At 42.1% G+C, this 22475-nt stretch carries 19 protein-coding genes; 13 read left to right on the forward strand and 6 right to left on the reverse strand.

Annotation, left to right across the window (positions count from 1 at the left end):
* The first annotated feature begins 147 nt into the window (after positions 1-147).
* Complete coding sequence (locus AACU25_RS30235) at positions 148-438, forward strand: type II toxin-antitoxin system ParD family antitoxin (RefSeq protein ID WP_096581999.1); 291 nt, start codon at positions 148-150, stop codon at positions 436-438.
* 667 nt (positions 439-1105) lie between these two features.
* Positions 1106-5950, forward strand: coding sequence for a HEAT repeat domain-containing protein (locus AACU25_RS30240; protein ID WP_096582001.1), 4845 nt, complete (start codon positions 1106-1108; stop codon positions 5948-5950).
* Positions 5951-7206: 1256 nt separating this feature from the next.
* On the opposite strand, the gene AACU25_RS30245 is transcribed toward AACU25_RS30240, so the two are convergent.
* A complete protein-coding gene (locus tag AACU25_RS30245; protein WP_096582003.1) occupies positions 7207-7902 on the reverse strand; it encodes a HEAT repeat domain-containing protein in 696 nt (231 codons plus the stop codon).
* 193 nt (positions 7903-8095) lie between these two features.
* On the opposite strand from AACU25_RS30245, the gene AACU25_RS30250 reads away from it, so the two are divergent.
* Both AACU25_RS30250 and AACU25_RS30255 read left to right on the forward strand, forming a co-directional pair.
* On the forward strand, positions 8096-8842 hold the full coding sequence (locus tag AACU25_RS30250) for a dienelactone hydrolase family protein (RefSeq protein ID WP_096582005.1): 747 nt from the start codon (positions 8096-8098) through the stop codon (positions 8840-8842).
* Between the two features lie 216 nt (positions 8843-9058).
* The gene (locus AACU25_RS30255) at positions 9059-9454 is read left to right on the forward strand and encodes a hypothetical protein (protein WP_096582007.1); all 396 of its coding nucleotides are present in this window, start codon (positions 9059-9061) and stop codon (positions 9452-9454) included.
* A gap of 154 nt (positions 9455-9608) precedes the next feature.
* Here AACU25_RS30255 and AACU25_RS30260 read toward each other — a convergent pair whose 3' ends face one another.
* The 3 genes from AACU25_RS30260 to AACU25_RS30270 all read right to left on the reverse strand — a co-directional run bounded on the left by AACU25_RS30260 (position 9609) and on the right by AACU25_RS30270 (position 11286).
* Positions 9609-9812 carry a hypothetical protein gene (locus AACU25_RS30260; RefSeq protein WP_096582009.1) on the reverse strand — a complete coding sequence of 68 codons (204 nt, stop codon included), beginning with the start codon at positions 9810-9812 and terminating at the stop codon, positions 9609-9611.
* Between the two features lie 512 nt (positions 9813-10324).
* Positions 10325-10546: a hypothetical protein gene (locus tag AACU25_RS30265; RefSeq protein ID WP_096582011.1), complete on the reverse strand. Its 222-nt coding sequence runs from the start codon at positions 10544-10546 to the stop codon at positions 10325-10327.
* Positions 10547-10824: 278 nt separating this feature from the next.
* Positions 10825-11286 carry a Spy/CpxP family protein refolding chaperone gene (locus AACU25_RS30270; RefSeq protein WP_096582013.1) on the reverse strand — a complete coding sequence of 154 codons (462 nt, stop codon included), beginning with the start codon at positions 11284-11286 and terminating at the stop codon, positions 10825-10827.
* A gap of 938 nt (positions 11287-12224) precedes the next feature.
* Between AACU25_RS30270 and AACU25_RS30275 the strand changes: the two genes are divergently transcribed.
* The 7 genes from AACU25_RS30275 to AACU25_RS30305 all read left to right on the forward strand — a co-directional run bounded on the left by AACU25_RS30275 (position 12225) and on the right by AACU25_RS30305 (position 16401).
* A complete protein-coding gene (locus AACU25_RS30275; RefSeq protein ID WP_096582015.1) occupies positions 12225-13079 on the forward strand; it encodes an ATP-binding cassette domain-containing protein in 855 nt (284 codons plus the stop codon).
* Complete coding sequence (locus tag AACU25_RS30280) at positions 13036-13890, forward strand: ABC transporter permease (protein ID WP_321206905.1); 855 nt, start codon at positions 13036-13038, stop codon at positions 13888-13890. The genes AACU25_RS30275 and AACU25_RS30280 overlap by 44 nt, the downstream gene beginning before the upstream one ends.
* 13 nt (positions 13891-13903) lie before the next feature.
* On the forward strand, positions 13904-14368 hold the full coding sequence (locus AACU25_RS30285) for a MarR family winged helix-turn-helix transcriptional regulator (protein WP_045868093.1): 465 nt from the start codon (positions 13904-13906) through the stop codon (positions 14366-14368).
* Positions 14331-15602, forward strand: a complete 1272-nt coding sequence (locus tag AACU25_RS30290; RefSeq protein WP_096582019.1) for an MFS transporter — start codon at positions 14331-14333, stop codon at positions 15600-15602. Before AACU25_RS30285 ends, AACU25_RS30290 begins: the two co-directional genes overlap by 38 nt.
* A gap of 171 nt (positions 15603-15773) precedes the next feature.
* Positions 15774-15965 (forward strand): hypothetical protein, encoded by a 192-nt coding sequence (locus AACU25_RS30295; protein ID WP_096582021.1) that lies wholly within the window; start codon positions 15774-15776, stop codon positions 15963-15965.
* A complete protein-coding gene (locus AACU25_RS30300; protein WP_321206906.1) occupies positions 15958-16119 on the forward strand; it encodes a hypothetical protein in 162 nt (53 codons plus the stop codon). Before AACU25_RS30295 ends, AACU25_RS30300 begins: the two co-directional genes overlap by 8 nt.
* Positions 16120-16185: 66 nt before the next feature.
* Entirely contained in the window at positions 16186-16401 is a 216-nt protein-coding gene (locus tag AACU25_RS30305; RefSeq protein WP_190446061.1) for a hypothetical protein, read from the forward strand.
* 31 nt (positions 16402-16432) lie between these two features.
* On the opposite strand, the gene AACU25_RS30310 is transcribed toward AACU25_RS30305, so the two are convergent.
* Positions 16433-17152, reverse strand: a complete 720-nt coding sequence (locus AACU25_RS30310) for a LuxR C-terminal-related transcriptional regulator (protein WP_096582023.1) — start codon at positions 17150-17152, stop codon at positions 16433-16435.
* A gap of 96 nt (positions 17153-17248) precedes the next feature.
* On the opposite strand from AACU25_RS30310, the gene AACU25_RS30315 reads away from it, so the two are divergent.
* Positions 17249-18097, forward strand: a complete 849-nt coding sequence (locus AACU25_RS30315) for a sulfurtransferase (RefSeq protein WP_096582025.1) — start codon at positions 17249-17251, stop codon at positions 18095-18097.
* A gap of 182 nt (positions 18098-18279) precedes the next feature.
* Here AACU25_RS30315 and AACU25_RS30320 read toward each other — a convergent pair whose 3' ends face one another.
* On the reverse strand, positions 18280-19632 hold the full coding sequence (locus AACU25_RS30320; RefSeq protein WP_096582027.1) for a hypothetical protein: 1353 nt from the start codon (positions 19630-19632) through the stop codon (positions 18280-18282).
* A gap of 311 nt (positions 19633-19943) precedes the next feature.
* Between AACU25_RS30320 and AACU25_RS30325 the strand changes: the two genes are divergently transcribed.
* Positions 19944-22145: a glycoside hydrolase family 10-like protein gene (locus AACU25_RS30325; RefSeq protein ID WP_096582029.1), complete on the forward strand. Its 2202-nt coding sequence runs from the start codon at positions 19944-19946 to the stop codon at positions 22143-22145.
* Positions 22146-22475: the final 330 nt, after the last annotated feature.

Raw genomic sequence — 22475 nt, forward strand, 5'->3', positions numbered from 1 at the left:
TCATATTGCGATCGCTCTTGGTGACATTGTGCAATAGGGGGGAGAAAGTGCGATCGCAAATGTTGGAAACTGCTTTAGCTCTGCACTTTTTTCTGCCTTGTCCCGACTATCACTAAAATAAGAACATCGTATGGTAAATAATATATTATGAATATCTCTTTGACTCCAGAGCTAGAGCAATTTATCCAAAGTCAAGTTACAAGCGGCAAGTATGCTTCAACAGAGGAAGTGATTATTGCGGGGATTAAACTGTTAGAGGCAAGAGAATCTATTTATCAGGGTAGATTTGAGGAATTGCAACAGGAAATCATGATAGGGGTAGAAGCTTCAGAACGTGGGGAAGTGATTGACGCAGAAACGGTTTTTCACCAACTAGAACAAAAACTACAACAGCGCCGTCAGCATACTAATTTAAATGCACTGTTTGATGAAGAGTAAAAACACGCTTCACAATTTAAGCATATAACAGGAAGGCGATCGCTCTTGGCGACATTGTGCAACAGGCGGTATAAAGTGCGATCGCTAATTTTGTAGACTGCATTAGCTTTGGTGTAATACCAATTCAAATACTGTTTGCAACAGATAAATTCTTTGTAGGGGCACGGCACCATTCATACGTGTCAACTTAAGCTAAAAGCTATATACGGCGCGTGTTGTACAAAAACCCTCGCCCTCATCCCCTAACCCCTTCTCCCCCAGGAGAAGGGGAATTGAATCTCTTGCTCCCCTCTCCCGGTGGGAGAGGGGCTGGGGGTGAGGGCGAAACTTTGCAACAAAGCCTTTCACGTTAAGTTGACACGTACGGGCATTGCCCATTGGTGTCAACTTAAGCTAAAAGCTATATACGGCGCGTGTTGTACAAAAACCCTCGCCCTCATCCCCTAACCCCTTCTCCCTCAGGGAGAAGGGGAATTGAATCTCTTGCTCCCCTCTCCCGGTGGGAGAGGGGCTGGGGGTGAGGGCAAAAACCTTGCAACCAAACGGGTTTCACGTTAAGTTAACACCACTGGGCAATGCCTTACCCATCGCTCTAAAATTTGAGCTTATACTGATTATTCATACAGCCTAAGCAACAATTTTAGCCCTTGCTCGGTCAACTTCCTGCATGAACGCTGATTTTCAACATTATCTAGAATCAGTCTGCCACACTTACCAACATTGGTGGGAAAAGTACACCATTACAGATGTAGAAGGGCGTAGACAAAACTCACCGTTTGAGGGCTTGATGGTAGCAACGGTGTCGCCAAAGCAAGACAACCGAGGTGACACCCAGGAGAAAACAGAACGCTTACCAGTGCAGGAAGGGTTACGTAAATATGCAGACAATCATGTATTACTTGTAGGTAAACCAGGTTCAGGCAAATCAACAGCCTTAGCGCGGCTGTTGTTGGAAGAAGCAGAGAAAGCAAAATCTCTAGGCGATTCCGGGTGCATACCCGTGCTGGTGGAGTTGCGGCAATACACAACTTCGGTGCTGGATTTGATACAAAATTTTTTGCACCGACATGGAATATATATAGATGTAGAAATCAAAACCTTGTTGCGTAACCGGCAATTTTTGCTGCTTGTGGATGGGGTAAACGAGTTACCCAATGAAGAAGCAAGGCGAGAGTTAAAAACCTTTCGGGAAAATCACCCCAAAACCCCAATGATTTTCACTACGCGAGATTTGGGGGTAGGTGGCGATTTGGGAATTGAGCAAAAGCTGGAAATGCAACCCCTAACCGAAGAACAGATGCAGCAGTTTATCCGCGCCTATTTGCCCGAAACAGGTGAAGAAATGCTACGGCGGTTAGGTGAAAGATTGCGTTCCTTTGGGGAAACGCCTTTGCTGCTGTGGATGCTGTGTGAGTTATTTAAACTAACAAACGATATACCGCCGAATTTAGGTTTGGTGTTTCGACAATTTACGCAATTTTATGTCGGCAAAATCAAAGATGATGTTCGAGTAGTTGAGGAGTTGCGCGGCTGGTGGAAGCAGTCATTGGAAGCATTAGCTTTCACCATGATGCAAGGAGAAACGCCAACAGAATTGCGAGTTATCATTGATAGGCTTGAGGCGGAAGAAGTTTTGACGAAGTTTCTGGAAGGGAAAGTTGATTATCCGCCTACTCGAGCCAAAGAATTGCTGAAAGATTTACTCAAGCATCATTTAATCCAAATTAGTAGCAATGAAAAAATAGAGTTTCGCCACCAGTTGATTCAGGAATACTACGCTGCGGAATGCCTACTTCAGAAGCTTCCCCATATTAGTAATGAAAAGTTGCAACGGGATTATCTAAATTATTTAAAGTGGACAGAACCCTTAGCGCTGATGTTGGCTTTAGTGGAGAAAGAAGCACAAGCAGTAGGGGTGGTGAAGTTAGCTCTAGAGGTGGATTTAGAGTTAGGGGCAAGGTTAGCAGGAGAGGTAAAGCCAGAGTTTCAGAAAAAAACAGTTGATTTAATTCTAGAGTTAGAAGTTTCTGAATTGCTCAAGATAGAGTTTTTAGCGAGTACGCGCTCTAGGCATAGAATTGCATTTTTAACTAATCGACTACAACATAAAGATTCTGATGTGCGTAGAACTACAGCAGGAGCATTAGGAGAAATCAAAGATAGCCAAGCAGTAGCAGCATTGATTCATGCTTTGAATGATCCAGATGATTCGGTGCGTAGAACTGCCGCATATGCATTAGGAGAAATTAAAGATAGTCAGGCGGTAGCTGCATTGATTTATGCTTTGAATGATCAAGATTCTGATGTGCGTAGTTCTGCCGCATATGCATTAGGAGAAATTAAAGATAGCCAGGCGGTAGCTGCATTGATTCATGCTTTGAATAATCCAGATGATTCGGTGCGTAGTTCTGCCGCATATGTATTAGGAGAAATCAAAGATAGCCAGGCGGTAGCTGCATTGATTAATGCTTTGAATGATCCAGATTCTGATGTGCGTAGTTTTGCCGCATGGGCATTAGGAGAAATCAAAGATAACCAGGCGGTAGTCCCATTGATTCAGGCTTTGAACGATCAAGACTCTTTGGTGCGTAGAAATGCCGCAGAAACATTAGGAAAAATCAAAGATAGCCAAGCAGTAGCAGCATTGATTCATGCTTTGAACGATCAAGACTCTTTGGTGCGTAGTTCTGCCGCATATGCATTAGGAGAAATCAAAGATAGCCAAGCGGTAGCTGCATTGATTCATGCTTTGAATGATCCAGATTCTGATGTGCGTAGTTCTGCCGCATATGCATTAGGAGAAATCAAAGATAGCCAGGCGGTAGCTGCATTGATTTATGCTTTGAATGATCCAGATGATTCGGTGCGTAGAAATGCCGCAGATACATTAGGAGAAATCAAAGATAGCCAGGCGATAGCACTATGGATTGACGCTTTGAATGATCCAGATGATTCGGTGCGTGGAACTGCCGCATATGCATTAGGAGAAATCAAAGATAGCCAGTCGGTAGCTGCATTGATTCATGCTTTGAATGATCCAGATGATTCGGTGCGTGGAACTGCCGCATATGCATTAGGAGAAATCAAAGATAGCCAGGCGGTAGCTGCATTGATTCATGCTTTAAATGATCCAGATAATTGGGTGTGTTATACTGCCGCAAGAGCATTAGGAGAAATCAAAGATAGCCAGGCGGTAGCACTATTAATTGATGCTTTGAATCATCAAAATGATGGGGTGCGTTATTATGCCGCAGAAGCATTAGGAGAAATCAAAGATAGCCAGGCGGTAGCTGCATTGATTCATGCTTTGAATGATCAAGATTCTGATGTGCGTAGAAATGCCGCAGGAGCATTAGGAGAAATCAAAGATAGCCAAGCAGTAGCACCATTGATTCATGCTTTGAATGATCAAGATTCTGATGTGCGTAGAAATGCCGCAGGAGCATTAGGAAAAATCAAAGATAGCCAAGCAGTAGCACCATTGATTCATGCTTTGAATGATCAAGATTCTGATGTGCGTAGTTCTGCCGCAAGAGCATTAGGAAAAATCAAAGATAGCCAGTCGGTAGCAGCATTGATTCATGCTTTGAATGATCCAGATAATTGGGTGCGTAGAAATGCCGCAGATGCGTTAGGAGAAATCAAAGATAGCCAGGCGGTAGCACCATTGATTCATGCTTTGAATGATCCAGATGATTCGGTGCGTAGAAATGCCGCAGATGCGTTAGGAGAAATCAAAGATAGCCAAGCAGTAGCAGCATTGATTCATGCTTTGAATGATCCAGATGATTCGGTGCGTAATTCTGCCGCATATGCATTAGGAGAAATCAAAGATAGCCAGGCGGTAGCTGCATTGATTCATGCTTTGAATGATCAATATTATGATGTGCGTAGAAATGCCGCATATGCATTAGGAGAAATCAAAGATAGCCAAGCAGTAGCAGCATTGATTCATACTTTGAATGATCAATATGATTCGGTGCGTAATTCTGCCGCAGAAGCATTAGGAGAAATCAAAGATAGCCAAGCAGTAGCAGCATTGATTCAAGCTTTGAATCATCGAGATTATTGGATGCATTATTCTGCCGCATATGCATTAAGAAAAATCAAAGATAGCCAGGCGGTAGCACTATTGATTGATGCTTTGAATGATCAAGATGATTCGGTGCGTAGAACTGCAGCAGATGCATTAGGAGGAATCAAAGATAGCCAGGCAGTAGCTGCATTGATTGATGCTTTGAATGATAAAGATTCTAGGGTGCGTAGTTCTGCCGCAGAAGCATTAGGAGAAATGTGTAACTCTGAAATACTTACTGAAATGTGGCAGTTACGATTAACTGGGGTAGACGTTGCAAAAAATGCCATTTCAAAGATTCAAGAGCGTTACAAATTTTATAACCATGAAATTTTTCATTCTGCCTCAATTAAAAACGTAACTCAAACAGAATCAAAGCCGATGAAATACCAAGATTTTCAAATATTAGTTGATAAAAATCACCAAATTCGCGCCTCTTCAGAACAAGGTGATGTTTCAGGTGAATTCCGCTTAGACATGAACGAAATTGAACTAGCCTTAGAACTGATTGAGTTGAACAAAACAAATGATAAATTACTCAAAAGATTAGGCAACCAACTTTACCAAGCACTGTTTCCCAACCAAATTAACGCTCGCTTCCATGCCACAATAGCAGGGGCGCAAGCAAATAAAGAAAACGTTCGTTTGCGCTTAATATTTCAATCTCCCCAATTAGCCGCACTCCCCTGGGAATTCCTCTATGACGCAGAAACCAATACTTTTTTAGGAAACAACATCGAAACAGTGCTTTCTCGCTATATTGATGTTCCCCTGCTAAAACGCGATATCATAACCGCTAAGTTACCCCTAAAAGTGCTACTCGTCATTTCATCTCCTACCGACTTAGCTGCATTAGACGCAACTGGCGAAGCAACGCTGATTAACTCAGCCCTGGAAACACATATTAAAGCAGGTCAAATAGAATTAGATATTATCAAAGAAGCTACCACCCGCAACATTAATCAAAAGCTGCGCGAAAAACCCTATAATATATTCCACTTCATCGGGCATGGTGTTTTTAAAGACAACAAAGGCTACATTGCCCTAGAAGATGACAATAAACAAGCTAAATTGATGGATGAAGAAAGTTTCGCCAACTTCTTCTTAGGCTACCGCAGCTTGGGGTTAGCTGTACTCAATTCCTGTCAAGGCGCAGAAGTGTCAGAACAGCAAATCTTTACCGGAATCGCACCCAATCTCGTACAACGGGGAATACCTGCGGTAGTGGCGATGCAATATTCTATCCGTGACACCACCGCCAAGATTTTTGCTGATGAATTTTACCGCACCCTGGCTCTCGGCTATCCTGTAGACGCTGCTATCCAAACAACCCGCAACGCCATCTCTCAGGAAATCGGATTAAATCAACGCGACTTTGCTACACCAGTACTTTATATGCGTGCAAAAGATGGCATCATCTTGGATTTTCACGCATAATATCTCGTCGGTAACGCACGCTACATACAATACCATTTTGAAACAAGAACGCGACAGATGGGTAGGGGCACGGCATCCACAATTTTTTGGCATATCCAATATCTTACTGGTGCCCACCTGTGTCAACTTAAGCTAAAAGCTATATACGGCGAGTGTTGTACAAAAACCCTCGCGCCCTCATCCCCTAACCCCTTCTCCCTCAGGGAGAAGGGGAATTGAATCTCTTGCTCCCTTCTCCCTCAGGGAGAGGGGCTGGGGGTGAGGGCGAAACCTTGCAACCAAGCGCTTTTCAAGTTAAGTGGGCACGGCATCCACAATTTTTTGGCATATCCAATATCTTACTGGTGCCCACCTGTGTCAACTTAAGCTAAAAGCTATATACGGCGAGTGTTGTACAAAAATCCTCGCGCCCTCATCCCCTAACCCCTTCTCCCTCAGGGAGAAGGGGAATTGAATCTCTTGCTCCCTTCTCCCTGAGGGAGAGGGGCTGGGGGTGAGGGCGAAACCTTGCAACCAAGCGCTTTTCAAGTTAAGTGGGCACGGCATCCACAATTTTTTGGCATATCTAATATCTTACTTGTGCCCACCTGTATCAACTTAAGCTAAAAGCTATATACGGCGCGTGTTGTACAAAAACCCTCGCGCCCTCATCCCCTAACCCCTTCTCCCTCAGGGAGAAGGGGAATTGAATCTCTTGCTCCCTTCTCCCTGAGGGAGAGGGGCTGGGGGTGAGGGCGAAACCTTGCAACCAAGCGCTTTTCAAGTTAAGTTGACACAACTGACTGGTGCCGTGCCCCTACAAAGAATTTATCTGTCGCTAACATGAAAATGATGCAATTTAAATAACGATTAGCTTACTGTTTTCAGCCGATACATTAACAATGTAGAGCGATGCATTAACAATGTCAGCCCATACATTGCCAATGTAGAGCGATACATTAACAATGTAAGTCGATACATTGCCAATGTAGGGCGATACATTAACAATGTCAGCCTATGCATTCAATATTGCCTTGTTTATGGGTAATCATTTTGCTTGCGATGGCTAATTTTGAAGTGTGAAGATACAGCCAAAAACTTTTCAAATAAATCCTAACCCACTGCGATCGCTCTACCCAACAAAACCGCGATAATGTTGGGTTTCGTCCCTCAACCCAACCTACGCCTACGCCTGAATTTGGGCAAAAGGTTTTGTATTTTCCCCTTCCCCTTTAACCTTTCCCCTTTCCCCACCTCTTGCAAATATAAGAAGTTTATTACTCATCCCCTTTGATGAGAGCGATCGCATCTTCTGCTTCTTTACCTACAGACCACCATAAAGGCACAATAGCATCATCTGTCTGTGCTAATACTTGCAGTTTAGGTAATGCATCTTTTGCACGGATAGCGCCTACAGCAAAACAAGCCCAAAATCTCACCTCAGCTTCAGCATCATCTAAGCATTGAATCATCACAGTCACAGCACATTGATATAAATCCTGCGGTAATTCCTCCGAAAGTTTATTACCTAGTCCTTCTAATGCTTGCGCTCTCACAGAGGGATTTTCGCTATTGTTAGCAGCGACTTGAGTCAGTATATCAATCACTTGTGAGTTTACTTGGCATTTTGTCAGGAAAGAAAGCGCGTATGCTGCACTTTCTTTCTGATTTGCGTGGGGACTGTTACTCAGAATCAATAATAAGGAAGTCAAATGTCTTTCAGTAGCAATCAGACTCAGCGCAGTTGCAGCATACATCCATAATTCACTGCGTTGACTGGACAAAATACTAACCATTGCATCAGCATCATCATCATTGCCGACTTTTCCAATTAACCAGCAAGCTGTTTGTGCTGTTTCTTCGTCAAGCGCTAATAGCCAGCTAAGAGTACGCTGATGAAATCCTAGCTTTTCCAGTCTCTCAATCTCCACGGCTGTTTCTGGAAATTGATTCTTTACAAACTCAAGTATCATAAAATATAAGTATTAAGCGATTAATCTACAGCGAAAATCACAAATAAAAATACCAGCTTGAGCATCACAGAGTTTTTCCCTATTATTGCCTTAATTTTCCATGCTGTTATTGCGGTTTCCTGAATACAGAATCATGGCAATTGATTTGCCACAATTAGCGTGACCCAGGCATTTTTAATTGTGGAGATAACAAGTGCAGATAGTTAAACGCAATGTTGAGTTAAGAGTTGATGACAGTTTAATGCGCGTTTATGTCGCATCTCCCAAACCAAGCGGAACCTATCCAGGGATAGTATTTTATAGTGATATTTATCAGTTAGGTGGTGCAATGATTCGTCTTGTCAACTACCTGGCTGGTTTTGGCTATGTAGTTGCAGCACCAGAAATTTTTCACCGCACTGAAGCCATTGGTCATGTAATTGAGCCAGATGATTTAGGGAGAATGCGGGGTAATGACAATGCACGCCGCACTGCGATCGCAGCTTATGATGCAGATACTCGTGCTGTGATTGATTTTCTCAAAGCTGACAGTGCTGTTGCTTCAGGAAAAATCGGCACTCTCGGCTTTTGTATAGGTGGTCACTTAGCCTTTCGCGCCGCCTTTGAAAGTGAAATGAAAGCAGTAGCTTGTTGTTACCCTACAGGCATTCCCAGTGGTAAATTAGGTCAGGGAGTCGCTGATACAATCTCACGTGTAGGAGAAATCACAGGCGAAATGCTGATGGTATTTGGCACTCTTGACCCCCACATCCCAGAAAGCGATCGCCACACTTTAATCACAGCAATTGAAACTACTGGTATCCCCCATCAAGTTCTCTTATATGAAGCAGAACATACTTTCATGCGTGACGACGGTTATCGCTATGATTCCGCCGCCGCTACCTCAGCTTGGTCAGCAATCACCACTTTCTTTGAACGCATATTTGCAACTATAAATTAACCCCCTCTTTCCCCTTCCCCCTTCCCCATTCCCCATTCCCCAGTCCCCAATCCCCAATCCCCAGTCCCCAATCCCCAGTCCCCAGTCCCCAGTCCCGCTTGACTGCTAGGATTATTTGCAATTAAGGTAGTGTTTCGACAGCGATCGCTGTGTTTAACCTTACATCTACCCAGTGAGTAAACAAGTAAAAACTACCAAAAAATCAGGGGCAAAACATTGAAACAAGAGCAAATCATCCTGGGAAGCATCACCGCTACAGTATCCGCAATGGGGCTGGGATATTTAGGCGCACAATATTTGAATCAAACCACAATGTATACTGTTGCTGGTGCCATGATGGGACTGGGTGCAACAGTACAAATTCGGCAACTCAAGCCCAAATCTAAACCGCAAACACCAAGGTTACTATTATTACCGGCTGCTTCATCAATTCCTGTGCATGATGAACCACAGCCACAGCTCATGCAACCACTTTTTCAGCCCATAGAACAAAGTGTTGAGCAGCATCATGAGATTATTGAACTTGAGCCAAGTACAGAAGTTATAGAAGTTAGATCGGAAGTCGATCCAGTAATTGAACGCTTTCTAAAGCTGGGTTTGGAAGAATTTTAATATTTGAGGGACTGGGGACTGGTGACTGGGGATTGGGGACAAATGCCAAACACCAAATACCAAACTTGCTTGTTCGTGTTGAGTAATTTATAGTTGGCGATCGCACTCAACACCGAACAAGCCGAACTTGCAACAGAAAAATCTCGGCTTTGAGCTACATTTCACCACCAATCACTTCTAAAGGAATCTCCTCGGGATTGCCAATTAGATGCCAAAACAGCGTAATATCTCCTGCAGCATTGGCAATAAACTGTAATTTCTCCGTTGTCGCACCATTATCCATCTCAACTAAAAAATTTTTAGCTGCGAGAATTGTGCTTTCTTCTCTCAAGGTTTTCCACTCGGCTTTTTTAACCATCTTTACCCCAAAAGATTCAAAAGATTAAATTTAAATTTATTTTTATAATGCTCAAAATACTCTTGAGTTCGCATCAACCTTGAGTATCATGTCTACTGGTCGTAAGTCTTATTAAATACTTCTTTGTGTTACATATAACCTCTGAGAATATGCGACAAAAATGCATCGCGCAGGTACGCGATCGCTTGATGTTTATAAAACAAGTATTAGAATTGACTGCTATACAACTTACCAGAAAAGTGTCCAATAGCACAATAACTGCATACCCATCATCAAATTGTGGGTTGAGCTTTTGTTCCCAGGTCTCTCAAGTACTGTCTCCAGGTAAGCCTTGCAGTCTAACATAAGTTGCGACGCACCCCTAAATTTCACTGCAAAAACCAGAAAAACTCTCACTATAAAAGTGAGAGTTTAAACGCACGCAATTGTTGTTTAGACTATGAATTATCAGAGTAATGGGAATAAAGCAAAGTACAGGTAACTTGTTTTAAAATTTTCTCACTTCAGCAAGATTAAATTCTGACATAGTGAGCCGGAACCCATTTGCGACCATATCTTGTTTGTTCCCAATGTCCAGGAATTAACTTTTGGTGAACAACTGGACGTGGACGGATAACAACATTATTGTGACGAACAGTTGGTCTCACAATAATTTGTGCTGCAGAAGCTTGGGAAGGTAAAGACGCAATTGCAAATGGTAAAGCTAGTAACGAACCGAAAAGAATACGTTTCATAATTGAATCTCCTGTCAATTGATTTGAGTTTTATATTCTACAGTTTTGCTAAATAATCTTAAGCTAACAACTTTATATTCAAAGTGATTTAGCTATATTCAAATTAATTTAGTTTTCCTGTATGCTTTAATTCTAGAAGATTAAATATCTAATTTTTTAGGAAGAAAGTCATATTTTCACTATTATAAAAGTCATACTTAATATCTAATTAAATAAAAAAGGTGAGCAAATAAATGCCCACCAGTAACACCTCACGCATCAAATCAAAATTTGAAAATTTAATTGGATGAACCTTGCCTCCTAGAGCTACGGTTTTGTTGCAATTTGGCTTTTTGCTCTGGAGTAAGAATCCCTTGAAATTGTTGCCTTTGGTTACGTTGAATTTCGCGAATCTTTTGTTTTTGCTCTGCTGATAAATTGAGCGATCGCAGTACCCTAAATTGCTGACCCTGACTAGCCGATTTAAATTTTTCTTGCTGTTCAGGAGTTAAAACAGCCAGTATTTTAGCTTGGGTTTGCTCACCTATCTGCTTTGCTTGGGCTTTTTGTGCGTCAGTTAAATTTAGGTCAGCTATTCTCTCTAAGGGCGTAGATACATTTGTCGCAGCCCCATCACTTGTATTTTCAGTAGAGTTATTGGGAGCCACAGAGTTACTTGGTGATGATAATTGACAACCCGCAGTTAAAATCGCGATCGTCACTGCACCTAATAACAGCTTGAAATTAAATTTATGCTCCATAAATATATCTCCTGTAGAAATGGAAATAAATTAAATCAACGTAATTCTTATAAGACTATATTCGATTTCTGCAATAAACTTATCTGAAGAATTATTTACTAAATCCTCCTTGAAGCAAACAACAAATACTCTATCTATATTTCCTGGGCAAGTATACAGGCTTATTTCAAAAATCAATCCTGATATATACTTATTTTTGCGTTAATAGCAAGATAGATATAGGAATCCGATTTGATTTCTGAAAAAATCTAAGTATATGTAGGGTGCGTTATCACGAAGTGTAACGCACCGTGTTCTAGGCTTTGGTGCGTTGCGCTGCGCGACAACACACCCTACGTATTTGTTCAAAAATCAAATATGAATCCTATAGCTTTAAGATACACATAAATACTTTCAAATTATCCAGGATGTTTACACTTATTGAAGCTCTATTATGACTAACAGATTTAGACTCAAATAATGAATTCAATTTCTTATTAACGCTTATTTATTTAAAAAATAATCATGACAATAGTCACGAATAGAACCATGACTTTTTGCATAAAATTAAATTCTCAATTTTTATCAATCAAATTTATACTGATACCCAACTCAAAAATAATTTAAAAAATCCAGCGTATTTCATGTAAATAAGGTAAGCAGATAGGGGCATGGGCAATGCGAAACTCAGCATTTGGGACTTCAAAACCCCTCCGCGCCACTCCGCGCTACCTTTGCGATACTTTGCGTTTAAAAACCCTCTTGCTGATCATCACGAAACATCGGTAATTCAATTCCTTCAATTCCTTTCCCCTTTTACCTTTCCCCTTTCCCCCGTATTTCTTAATATTCCAGTATTGATAACTTTTTCTACAACCAGACTCTTGACTTCCAGTAAATATATGAGAAGCTAATAGTTAGGCTATCTAAATTAATTCTCAAGGAAGTGCATCTGACTTGTGACGAAACTGACAGGAAGAGCAGACCGAATGGAAACTGCTACTAACTTTCCGAAATCGGTCATATTGGAAACTCACGAACTCACACGCCGTTTTGACAGCTTTACTGCTGTTGATGGCTTGAATTTATCTGTAGCAGCAGGTGAAGTATTCGGCTTACTTGGCCCCAATGGAGCAGGGAAAAGCACAGTAATTAAGATGTTGACAACCCTACTACCGCCCAGTGCTGGTAGAGGAACCATAGCTGGTTATGATGTAACTCATCAATCTCAGGCTGTGAGAAGAGCTATTGGTTATGTACCACAAGCGCTTTCTGCTGATGGGAGTCTTACAGGCTATGAAAATCTCTTAATCTTTGCCAAGCTGTATGACATTCCGTCTCAGCGTCGCCAACAGCGCATCCGTGATGTGCTGGAATTTATGGGTTTAGAGGAAGTCGCCCATCGTTTGGTGAGAAATTATTCTGGGGGGATGATTCGCAAATTAGAAATTGCCCAATCCATCTTGCATCGTCCGCAAATTATGTTCCTCGATGAGCCAACAGTGGGACTCGATCCGGTGGCGCGCAACCAAGTCTGGAATTTGGTACAGGAACTCCGTGAAGATTACGGCACAACTATATTTTTAACTACTCACTTTTTAGAAGAAGCAGACAGTTTGTGCGATCGCGTAGCGATTATGAATCAGGGTAAGGTGATTACAACTGGCTCACCCACAGATTTAAAAGCTGCTTTAGATACACCAAACGCCACTTTGGATGATGTGTTTATTCACTATACAGGGGCCGAATTAGCATCAGGAGTTAGTTATCGTGACACAGCAAGAACCAGACGTAATGCTCAACGGTTGGGTTGATCCTCGGACTAGAAAGAGAGGTAATTTTAATTCTGCGATCGCACAATTATTTAGCAAGACTCTTGTCATCGCTGAACTAGAAATACGTAAACTGCGCCACGATCCCTATGATTTAATAATTCGGGGCGTACAACCTGCATTGTGGCTGTTAGTTTTTGGGCAAGTTTTCACCCGCACTCGCGCTATCCCCACGGGAGACTTATCTTATTTAGAATTTATGGCTCCGGGGATTTTGGCTCAAAGCGTACTTTTTGTAGCCATTTTCACTGGTGGAATGACGCTAATTTGGGAGCGAGATTTAGGAATTGTGCATAAATTCCTCGCTAGTCCTGTACCCCGCGCTGCAATGGTGCTGGGTAAAGCCGTAGCCTGTGGAGTCAGGAGCTTATCACAAATAGTCATTATCTATGGATTAGCGCTGCTGTTGGGTGTCAAGCTCAACCTGCATCCCTGGGCTATTCTCGAAGTCGTGATAATTGTGCTGTTAGGTGCAGCCTGTTTTTGTATTTTTTCATTAATTATTGGCTGTTTGGTAAGAAGTAGAGAAAGGTTTACAGGTATAGGGCAATTAATTACTATGCCCTTGTTTTTTGCGAGTAATGCCATCTATCCCTTATCACTCATGCCAGGATGGTTGCATCTAATTTCTAGTATCAATCCCTTAACTTATGAAGTTGATGCCTTACGCGGTGCAATGATCGCTCATGGCTCCAGTATCTATGGGTTTGGTCTGGACTGTACAATTCTCTTGCTAACATTAATAGGCTTGACTATCATCTGTGGAAGATTGTACCCACGGGTGGCTATGTAATTAGGAGAAAAAGATGCCCAAGCTCGGAAAACCCACGGAAGAATGTGCTGCGAGAGTAATGGAAACAGTTCCCTTGCTGATGCGGTTTATCCGAGCAGATATGCGTAGTCACAATGCTGAATCTCTGTCGATACCTCAGTTGCGATCGCTAGCTTTTCTCAACCGCAATCCTGGTGCATCATTATCTGAGGTAGCAGAGCATTTAGGAGTTACTTGCGCTACAGCATCAACCACCATTGAACGCTTAGTACAACGCGATTTAGTGCAGCGTACAGATCATCCTCAAGAACGGCGGCGAATAGTTTTGAATTTAACAGAATCAGGAAAATTTCTGTTACTGCAATCCCAAGCAACTACTCGCGCTCATATTGCCGATATTCTTGATGGTCTGACACCAGAACAAATATCACAAATTGAAGCAGGGTTGACTCTACTAAAAAATGTCTTTGAGCAAACAGAAGTTAAAAAAGCTCCTTAATCTAGAGGGAAAACAACACGACTCCTTTGCAGCATTAAGGTTTCGCGATTATCGATTATTTACTATTGGGCGGGTAGTACTGTTTACAGGCTCACAAATGCAAACAGTAGCTATCGGTTGGGAACTCTATGAACGTACCAACTCAGCGATGGTATTAGGTGGGGTAGGACTGGCGCAAGTTGTCCCAATGATTGCCCTGACATTAATTGCTGGCCATGTGGCTGACAGACGCGATCGCAAACTTACCACATTACTATCTATTCTACTGCTGGCTTTTTGCTCCTTGGCTTTGGCAGTAGTTTCCTATACTCAAGGTGCAATTAGTCTTTTTTATACCTGCTTGGTCTTCTCAGGTGTAGCTAGAGCGTTCTTAAAGCCTGCAAGCGATGCGATGATGTGGCAGTTGATACCTACAAGTGCCTTTACCAATGCCGCTACTTGGAATAGTACCAGCTTTCAGTTAGCGACAGTGATCGGCCCAGCTTTAGGAGGATTTGCGATCGCAGCTTTTGGAAATGCTACAAGCGTATATATATTAGCGGCTGTGGCAGCATTTTTATGTTTTGCCTTAACATTGCCAATTAAACAGCAAAACACCACTCTTTCTAAAGAACCAATCTCACTCAAAGCCTTAGCTGGGGGCGCTGAATTTGTCTGGAAAAATCAGATAATCTTAGCGGCAATTACCCTAGATATGTTTGCAGTCTTACTAGGTGGTGCAGTAGCCTTATTACCCATCTTTGCCAAGGATATTTTGCACGTCGGCCCTGTAGAGTTGGGGTATCTGCAAGCTGCCCCTTCCATAGGTGCGCTGATTATGGCGGTAACTTTAGCACATCTGCCACCCATGCGTAAAGCTGGGCCAGCCTTACTTTGGTCTGTGGTAGGTTTTGGGGTAGTAACGATTATCTTTGGCTTATCGCGCTGGTTTTGGCTGTCGTTGCTAATGCTGGCGTTAAGTGGCGCATTAGATAGTATTAGTGTTGTGATTCGCCATACCTTAGTTCAGATTCGCACACCTAACCATTTACGCGGTCGAGTTGCAGCAATTAATAGTGTGTTTATTAGCGCTTCCAATGAATTAGGGGGCTTTGAGTCAGGTTTAGCGGCGGCTTTATTCGGCCCAATAGTTTCCGTTGTTGGTGGTGGAATTGGCACAATTCTGGTTGTGGTTGCAACCGCGATGATTTGGCCAGAGATGCGAAAGTTAGGGGCGTTGCATGAGTATGAGTAAAAACAAGTAGATTGGCATAATAAGTTCTAAATAGGTCAATAGAATTAAAATTCTGTATAATATGACCATATTATACAGAAAAATTCTGTTTCCTCAGGGATAGAATAATTTTAGAGAACAGATAACATCATCAGATGTAAATAAAATTGGTCGAATCTGAGGACAGAGATCATGACTGCTCTAGTACAAGAACTATTAAACACTTTTGAGCAATTGACAGATTCAGAAAGACTAGAGTTTGCATCAGAAATTTTAAAGCGCATAATTCACTTAGATTTTCCGCCTTTATCTGATGAAGATTTAATTCTAAATGCTGAAGGGATTTTTTTAGAGTTAGATCAACGAGAATCTGCTCATGAGTAGTCCTGATCGTGGTGAAGTTTGGCTTGTCGATTTAGGCTATGTAGCGAAAGTTAGACCATGTTTGGTAATTAGTGTTCCTGCTCTAGATCAAGATCGTGCCTTATCATCGGCTTTAATCCCACATAACAACCAGCCCACGGGGTTCAAGATTTAACGTTGAGCGATCGCATCGGCTTTTTATATTAATCATCAGTCTGCAATTGAATTGCATCGCCCTGTAATGCCATTGCATCGGCTCGTTATATTAATGCATCGCCCTGTAATGCCATTGCATCGGCTCGTTATATTAATGCATCGACCTGTAATGCCATTGCATCGGCTCGTTATATTAATACATCGCCCTGTAATGCCATTGCATCGGCTTGTTATATTAATGCATCGACCTGCAATTGAATTGCATCGCCCTGCAATGCGATCGCATCAACTGGTTTTGTAACATTAAGCCACATGATATTTGAGCAAATCCACTACCCTAGGTATGTATTCAGCATCAAATTAGATTGCTCTGTTGCGGGTGAAGAATGCTGTGTAAATGCTGCAAGTTGAGCAACCATCTCAGCACGAGAGGAAACTTCAAGCTTACGAAACATTCTTTTTAGTGCTTGTTTCACAGAATTTTCAGTAATCCAAAGTTGATGACCGATTTCGGCGTTGGTGTAACCTAACGCCACTAATTCAGCAATTTGCAATTCCCGAGGCGTTAAACGATCGCACTTGAAATTATAAGATTGCGATCGCATTGTCGCATTCCAAATCGAGAGGTGCAGACACAGCGCACTTAAATCTGCTAAATTCTGGGCATCAAATGCAGTCATTTTCTGTTCGCGGGTAAAGCCAATTGCACCTACTAATTTTCCCTGACTGACAATCGGCCCTGCCATGACGTGCCAATGATCGCTGCGTGGACAAATCATTCTCCAGACATGGGGTGATGTCACTAAGGCTTCATGAACCGGAGTATGACGTTCCACCAAGTAACGTGCAACTGGATTATGTTCGATTGATAGTGCAATTTCTAGTATTTTCTGTAACTTGCGATCTAAAAGGCGCAGCTGATCGAAGAAGAAAATGCCACATTTTTTAGTCGTAAAATACTCACCAAGTTTCGGCACAACTTGCGATCGCAATTCCTGTTCATTATGGGCCTGGTTGATGGCTTCAAAGAGCATCTGCAAGGAATTTCTCATAATTATTGTGTCGAAAACTGTACACGATCGAGGACTGGGCGAGCTAAGTCTCTTCTCCTAATCTTAGTTTTAGTGTAAATCACAGGAGAACCGCCGATGTCTCAGTATGCTCATCCTGAAGTTGTGATCGATACGCAATGGCTGATGGATCATCTCAACGATTCTAGTGTGCGGGTGGTTGAGGTGGATATGAGTCCAGAACCATACAAAAATGCTCACATCCCTGGAGCAGTCTTTTGGAATATTTTCACAGATATCTTAACTCCCGATTTGCGGATAAATTTAGATCCCACATCTATAGAAAAGCTGCTTTCGCGATCGGGTATTTCCCCTGACACAACAGTTGTCGCCTATGGTAGCTATCCTGGAACCGGAGGTTGGATTTTCTGGCTGTTGCAACTTTTTGGACATAATCGCGTATATTTTCTCAATGGTGGCTATCAAAAATGGGTAGCAGAGGGGCGCCCACTAGCGGCAGAGTTGTCTACTTTTACACCTACTCACTACCAAGCCAAAGCACCCGATGCTAACTTGCGGGTTTTGCTGGCGGAAGTTCAAGCCTCTTTGAGCCAAAAAGAGCGTGTATTATTAGATGCGCGTACTTCTCAAGAGAACAATGGTGAATTATTCATGATGCAACCGCCACAAGGAACAGAACGCGCCGGACATATTCCGGGTGCTGTGCATATTGAACATACCTTGACTTTGAATGCGGATGGAACTTTCAAGTCAGCCGAAGAGTTGCATCATCTCTACAGTAGTCAAGGGATTACTGCTGAAAAGGAAGTATTTCCTTACTGTGCCATTGGTGGGCGATCGGCATATACTTGGTTTGTTTTGAAATACTTGTTGGGTTATCCCAAAGTGAGAAATTATGATGGTTCTTGGAATGAATGGGGACGCTTACCTGATGCACTGATTGAGCAATCATCAATCATTGGATAAATGGTAAGCAACTGATCAATCATTCCCCGTTTTCCTCATCTTAAGCTAATCGTCATTTAAATTGCATCATTGTTTATGCTGGTAAAAGCTGCAAACCCTCTCCCTTGCTCCCTGCTCCCTGCCCCCCTGCAGTCTCAATGTGCTTTCTTATATGCTTAACAGCTTACCCAACGCCTGATTTTTCATTTCTTCACCAATATATATGCATTAGCATAGTCGGGCATTTGGGCAATTCGCTGTCCAAATTCTTGGTGATTATTAAAAATCCCTGCTAAAAAATCAAGCTGATGCAGGTTAGGTAAAAAAGCTCCGCCTGTATCAGCAATCACGCCCATTTGCAGTTGCTTGCGTCCACTTATAGTATGCTCAAGTACGATAATTTTCCCTAAGCCAATATTGAGCACATCGCCTGCAAAGGTGACTCCTGGTTTAATGGAAATTTTGGCATCAATTTTATAGCCATAACCTTTAATAGCATTGACTTTTCTAAAGTACCAGTAACGCTTTTGGGCAGTAGCTTTTAATCCCCGGATATAGGGCATTTCATTACTTCTATCGACATTGAAATATTCTTCTGTACCATCGGTAAATTTAATTAAAATTGTTCCCTCCATCAAGGCTTCTTCTAAACCTTGGCGGGTTAAATATGCAATGGGTTCAACTTTGCCATATTCTTTACCACCAGGTTCATAAATTCCTGAGAGCACATCTTGTTTTGTATATCTGGTGTAGAATTTGTCAGCAGCTAAATTATCTTTGAGGCTATAAATTGGAATATTATATGTAGCTGTTTTTTTATGGGAGCCTGGGTGATTAAAAACAGCATATTTTGTAATTCGCAATTTTTGTTGATTTGTCTGCTTAGGGTTATAAGGAGTCCATTTGATGACTTTAAAATTGCTGTTAATAAAATTAGCATTTTGTAAACGCGTAGTGCGATTGTTAGCAATGTCCTCTTGTAAGACAGCAACCATGAAATCTAAGGTTTTGAGAACATCATCTATAGTTATTCCCTGAGTACCTAGTAGACCTGTACGTAAAACATCTGGGTCTGCATTAGCATGGTCTTGATAATATTTTCTGGTATTGGTAAGAACAGTTAACAAATCTTTTTGGTTGAAGCTTATCTTTGTCGCTGGCAATTTACCAGCAGAGAAAACTTGACTATTATTAACACTAAATTTAAATTTCTTAAACTCATCAATTACATTATATTTTTTCGAGGCTGATGCTACATTCTGAACCAATTTATTATTATCTGTTTCGCTAAGTTCCCCAGCAATTATTTGTTGATTTGTCGCAAAATTTTGCCCACTTGCAGCAAGTATTTGAGCAGATTTAATTAACGGAAGAAGGAAAGATGATAAGGTTAGGGGTTTTTCTGGCTGAGTAACAATATTCTGTGTAGTCTGATGTGCTGAAGCGATTTGTTTATCTTGTGACTGAGCAGATAGATGACTACTGGCAAAACCAAAAAGTAATAAAGTAACAAAACCAACTGTAAAGCGAATTTTTTTGCTGAATATCATAAACATACTATTGAAAAAATTTCTATTGCTAGATAATAATTACACTTAGTTGATATCTGAACTAGTCAGCCTCAAAAAGGTTCCCTTTAACTGCAATCAGAAACTTTGTGGTTACAAATTTTGGCAAATATACCACAATTCAAGCAATTTTAAAATAAATCAATACAAATTGTAAGGTGGACATAACCATATTAGAAGTAAAGCAGATGGAAGGAATGAGGATAAGTAACAAGAAAAATGTAGAAATGCAGCGATCGCGCTGATGTTGCTAAATTAACAAGAGATAATCACAATGACAACGCTAGCTGCAATCAACAATGGTATCTACTTCTACAGCGTTCTCGGATATTAAAGGCCATTGGGCAAGCTCATTTATTGGAGCTTTATCAGGGCGGAACTTGATCAATGGGTATCCTAACGGTACTTTTCGCCCAGATAACTCAGTAACTCGTGCTGAATTTGCTGCCCTCATTGCCAAAGTCTTTACACTTACTTCTAAGCGCAAATATTCCCCATTTACTGATGTACCGACTAATCATTGGGCAGCCAATGTTATTAAAAATGCTTATGAAGCAGGGTTTATTTCTGGATACCCTGATAAAACTTTCCGCCCCAATAATAGAATTTCTCGGGGTGATGTTTTAGTGGCAATAGTTAATGGCTTAGAGATTGCTAATAAGATAAAACCTGACTTAGTCAATAAATTGTCGCAATATTATACAGATGCGACTGCGATCGCCAGTTATGCTAAAAATCAAGTAGCTATTGCTACGAGTGCAGGGTTAGTAGTTAACTACCCAAATATAAAATTACTCAACCCTAATCTAGCTGCAACCCGTGCTGATTTAGCGGTCATAGCCTATCAAGCTTTGGTATATCAGGGGAAAGCAGACAAGATTAGCTCTACGTACTTAGTGCCATCTCCCAACCCACCTGTAGTAGTAGAGCCTAAACCTGATCCAAATCCACCTGTGGTAGTAGTAGAGCCTAAACCCGATCCAAATCCACCTGTGGTAGTAGTAGAGCCTAAACCTGAGCCAAACCCACCTGTGGTAGTGGTAGACCCTAAACCTGAGCCGCCTGTAGTAGTAGATCCTCCAGTTGAGCCACCTGTGGTAGAAGTTCCACAGAATACTGTGAGGCTAAGTCATCAAAGAGAATTTCGTGGGGCGTGGGTAGCAACTGTTTGGAATGGTGATTGGCCTTCTAAACCTGGACTACCTGTTGCACAACAGCAATCGGAATTAGTTGCAATCATTACTAAATTACAACAACTCAACTTTAATGCTTTAATTTTCCAGGTGCGACCAGAAGGAGATGCTGTGTATGCTTCGACCTTAGAACCTTGGAGTGCTTGGGTTACCGGAACTCAGGGGAAAGCACCAGCTCCATATTACGATCCCTTAGAGTTTGCGATCGCAGAATGCCACAAGCGCAACATTGAACTTCATGCTTGGTTTAACCCTTACCGCGCTAAGACTAGTGTTAATAGCGGAATTAATGTCAGTCCCCATATAGCTGTTACGAATCCAGACGTGGTTTATAAATGGGGCAATCAATTGTGGATGGACCCAGGGATTAAAATTGTTCAGGACAGGGCATATAACGTTATTCTTGATGTTGTGCGCCGGTATGATATCGATGGCGTTCACTTAGACGACTATTTTTATCCTTATCCCATATCTGGGCAAACTTTCCCCGACAGCAAAACCTATGACACTTACAAAAACGCTGGCGGTGGACTTAGCTTAGGTGATTGGCGACGAGAAAATGTCAATCTGATGGTGCTGCGGCTATCGGAAGGAATTAAAGCCACAAAGCCGCACGTTAAATTTGGCATTAGTCCCTTTGGAATTTATCGCCCTGGACAACCAGCAGGTATTACGGGCTTAGATGCCTATAATGTTCTGTATGCTGACTCGAAGAAATGGTTAGAACTAGGCTGGGTTGATTATATTGCGCCTCAACTATATTGGCGTACCGACCAAACACAACAAAGTTATCCTGCTTTACTCAATTGGTGGACACAGGTAAACACCAAGCAAAAACACGTTTACGCTGGTAACAATTTGACCGAACCCAGCAACAAGAGTCGGGAAAGTGAAGAGATTGAAAAGCAGGTAATATTTAGTCGTAGCCAAGCTGGAAGGTATTCCCTGGGTAATATCTTCTTTAATTTGGGTGTTTTGATGGAAAACAGTCAAGGTATCGCTGATAAATTCCAAACTCAAATTTATAGCAAGCCTGCCATTCCTCCTACTTGGTCTTCCCAAATTACCACAGCACCAGCAGCACCCACAGGGCTAGTTTATGTGAATGGTAGACTCAATTGGAAACCTGGAGACGATCAGCCAGTTCGTTCTTGGACGCTTTATCGCCAAACTACTGATGGCTGGGTAATTCAACGCATTTTATCTGCTGGTACAAACTTTGCTACTGTTGGGGCGGGAACATACGCTGTGTGCGCCGTCGATAGGCTAGCGAATGAAAGCCAGGGAGTGATGATTACAGTCACTTGATTAAATGGGAAAGGGGAAAAGGGGAATGGGGAATGGGAAAGAAACAACCTTTAACTGGAAAAGGCAGGGGGAAAAGGAGCAGGGAGCAGGGGGAACAAGCCTTTTCCCCCGGCGTGGAGGGAGCGTAAAGCCATTGGTGTCAACTTAACGTGAAACCCGCTCTTGTGCAAGGTTTCGCCCTCACCCCCAGCCCCTCTCCCACAGGGAGAAGGGAGCAAGAGATTTAGTTCCCCTTCTCCTGCGGGAGAAGGGGTTAGGGGATGAGGGCGCGAGGTATTTTTACAACACTCGCCGTATATAGCTTTTAGCTTAAGTTGACACAGGTGGCGT

The organism is Tolypothrix tenuis PCC 7101 (genome assembly GCF_963874875.1).
GTDB classification, from domain to species: domain Bacteria; phylum Cyanobacteriota; class Cyanobacteriia; order Cyanobacteriales; family Nostocaceae; genus Aulosira; species Aulosira tenue.